At 46.0% G+C, this 3,203-nt stretch carries 3 protein-coding genes; all 3 read right to left on the minus strand.

What is annotated here, in order from left to right:
• Positions 1 to 235 precede the first annotated feature (235 nt).
• Positions 236 to 664, minus strand: a complete 429-nt coding sequence (locus ACED28_RS22755; protein WP_280605062.1) for a DUF2809 domain-containing protein — start codon at positions 662 to 664, stop codon at positions 236 to 238.
• Entirely contained in the window at positions 651 to 1,991 is a 1,341-nt protein-coding gene (gene creD / locus ACED28_RS22760; protein ID WP_371710812.1) for a cell envelope integrity protein CreD, read from the minus strand. Before creD ends, ACED28_RS22755 begins: the two co-directional genes overlap by 14 nt.
• A 75-nt stretch (positions 1,992 to 2,066) precedes the next feature.
• Positions 2,067 to 3,203 (minus strand): two-component system sensor histidine kinase CreC (gene creC, locus ACED28_RS22765; protein WP_371710813.1); only part of this gene is annotated, 1,137 nt, incomplete at its 5' end.

A 3,203-nucleotide genomic window follows, 5' to 3' on the forward strand; every position in this document is an offset into this window, starting at 1 on the left:
TGCCCCAAAACCGTTTAGAGTAAATACTCCTTCGCATTCTATAAATATGATTTACCCTACTAATAATTATCCGACGTTAATTTCGACGTAAATCCTAAAACTAGTTCATTCTAAAGCTGTCCCTTGTTGGCTAATGACCAAAAGTATACTTTCTTGAGCAAACTTATTCTTCTACGAGAACGTCGCTTTTGATGATGATATTGTGGGGTTATCGCCTCCACTTTCAACTTCGCTTTCATTTGACCTCCATCCACCAACACAAGCTGCCTCCGACGCAGTAAGCCAGCAGATCTTTCCAATCAAACGTGGCTCCCAAAATCACAGCTAGAGGCGATGAAGGTTCGATACCAAGCCAAGCAGCGACCTGTAACAGTTGCCCCAACTCGACAGCAAACGCAATCAACATCACCAGTGAAACCAGCCAATTAACGGGCATGGAGAACAAGCTTGCAAGAAAGTAGTAGAGCCAAACCACAACAAGAACATCACCAAATGTCGGACGAATAAAGCTATCTCGAACATAGAGCGCGATAACGGCCAATGCGATAAAACACACCAAGCTTTTCAGTCCATTTTTTACAGAAAATCGCAGGTGAATAGCGGACTTCTCTTCCACCATATCGCTTGGCTGACCAGTGATAGTAGCTCGCTTAAACATCTTCATGGTTCGCCTTTGCACTTTTTTCTGTTTTCTTATTTCGGGCGTACCAATCGATGTTGCGTGTAATGACCATAGTGAAGCTCAAAATCACGAAACACAGTAATGTACCCATGACCAATGCGTAGCTCTCTGCTTGCAGCAAGCCAAACAACAATCCGTAGAGTGTGAGCAAACACGCTCCAAATATCACGCCGTGTTTGGTGTTGCTCAACATACCGCTCACGTACACACTTAAAAGCCCCGTCGATGCGACTGCTGACACCACATACGCCCAGTTAAAACCTAAGTGTTCACTCATCGAAATCAACAACAGATAGAAAAGCGCTAAAGCCAGACCAATAAAACCATATTGCACTGGGTGAACCGGACGCGCTTGGAATAGCTCCAGTAAGAAGAAACTCGCAAACACTAATGTGATAACCAACAGTGAATAGTTCACTGCTCGGTGGGACTTCAAATAATGGTCAACGGGATCAATCAAATCTACGCCCATTTGTCGCTGTTCAAGCTCGTCACAAGCGTGATTCGATGACAAACAGCTTTGGAACAGCTGCGCGATATTGGTAGAGAAGTTATTGCTCGCCCACTGTGCTTTAAATCCATCTTCAGATACCTCTGACGACACTGGTAAGTAATCACCGACAAAGCTTGGATGCGCCCAAGTTGAAGAGAGTCCAACCGTTGTTTGACTGCCGATTGGTGTGACTTGAAGCTGACCCATCCCTTGCAGCAAGAAGTTAAGATCGAACGCCAAAGGTTGCTCTGCGTTTAGATCTGCAAGTCTCAGAACACTGTGGAAGCCTTGTGGTAACTGATCTAACCCCGTTCCCGGTGCGACTTCGATATCAGAGCTCGCCATGGTCATGTCATCCATCCGAATCAATCCACGGCTGTCTTCAATGCCAACCACTAGGCTCATATTTTTAATATCAAGCCTCTGCAACGCCGCGAGATCGTCTGCATCAAAAGCGCCTTTCAGCGACACTTGCGCTTTGTATAAACGCGCGCGGTAAATGCCTCGGTACTTTTCAAAACTGTCCAGATCCGCGCTCATATCGAAAGTGCTGGGTAGGAGGAATTTACGACGCTCTTTAATCTGTACTTTGTCATATCGGTAACTGGTTTCGCTGTAGTTAACCATGATGAATGGACCAATGATGCGTTGCTCACCGCTGCTGCTGCGTGCGATGTCATGTCTGACTTCATCTTGGCGATATGAGCGTTCTGAGATCAGCCCTGTGACCATTGAAAGCGGGATTTGCAGTAAAACAAACAAAAACAGCACGAATGCGAACTTCGTGCCGAGTTGGTTATTGAGGATCTTTTTCATGTTTCATTCTCCATTTGCTGATGGGGTTAATCTAAATCAGCAATTTGGAGAACAAATGGAGCTAATGTGGAGTTTCTATGGAGTTGGTAAAATCAGGGTCACTTTCACGCCAGCATCGACGTTTTCGACTTGCAACTGACCTTTGTGCAGCTTGGTCACCTGCTCAACAAAATTCAGCCCAAGCCCAGTACTCTTAACACCATTTTCCCGAGCGAGGGAATAAAAGCGCTCGGTCAAACGAGGCATAGCATAGTCGGGAATGTGAGGGCCTGAATTGAAAATCGACAGGCATACCTTCTCTTTCGTGACCTCAGTTTTCCAATCAATGCGTCCCTCTGAATGAACAAAATCCAGCGCATTGTCCATCAAGTTAAAAACGGCTTGTTTCAGTAAGAAGACATCACCAAGTACGGAGAGGTGATCATCAATTTGGATGTTGGCAGTGACCGACTTAGCACTCAAACGCGCATCCGCCGATTCAACCACTTCATTGACCATTTGTTTTAGCGAGATAGCTTCGACTTGTTCTAGCTCGGGCCGCTTTTCAATACGAGCAAGTTCTAGCAACTTATCTATCAATGATTGCATGCGGTCGCTTTCTCGCTCAATGTTGCCAGCAAAGCGCGCGACCTTTTCTTCAGGCAATGGCATTTGCAATATTTCACTCGCACCTTTAATCGCTGATAACGGGCTTTTCAGCTCATGAGTCAGCGTCTGTACGTACTCTTCCACATATTGTTTACCATCGAGCTGATTGCGCATTTTTTCTAATGCGTCGCTTAGCGTGCCGTACTCATAAAAGATACGAAATGTCGGCTTAGAGACCTTTTCGCCCTCACCCATTTTGGTCGCATAGTCTTCTAGCTTGTTCAGTGCCGAGTGAACTCGCCAAGCAAACAATGCCCCTGCCAATAGCACTAAACCACTCATCCACACCATCCAAAATAATACATTGCGTTTAGAAAGATCGATGAAGGGTTGTACTGAGCGATTGGATTTTGCCACCGTCACGCTGCCAATGATTTCGCCTTTGTGGTAAATGGGTGCAGCAACGTGCATAACGGTTGAGAGCGGATCTTTCGGGTCTTCGATGGTACTGCGCGCGCCGTATTGACCACGCAATGTGAGATACACATCGTTCCATTGCGAGTAGTCTTTGCCAACGCCTTGCTGCCAAGAATCCGCAATCACAATGCCTTGTTTATCGGTAAT

Origin of the sequence: Vibrio sp. 1F253, assembly GCF_041439295.1 — a bacterium.
GTDB lineage: Bacteria > Pseudomonadota > Gammaproteobacteria > Enterobacterales > Vibrionaceae > Vibrio > Vibrio tasmaniensis_A.

What these genes read in the sequence shown, in the direction of transcription:
- ACED28_RS22755 (WP_280605062.1), bottom strand. Translation starts at nt 664, where the DNA reads ATGAAGATGTTTAAGCGAGCTACTATCACTGGTCAGCCAAGCGATATG.
- creD (WP_371710812.1), bottom strand. Translation starts at nt 1,991, where the DNA reads ATGAAAAAGATCCTCAATAACCAACTCGGCACGAAGTTCGCATTCGTG.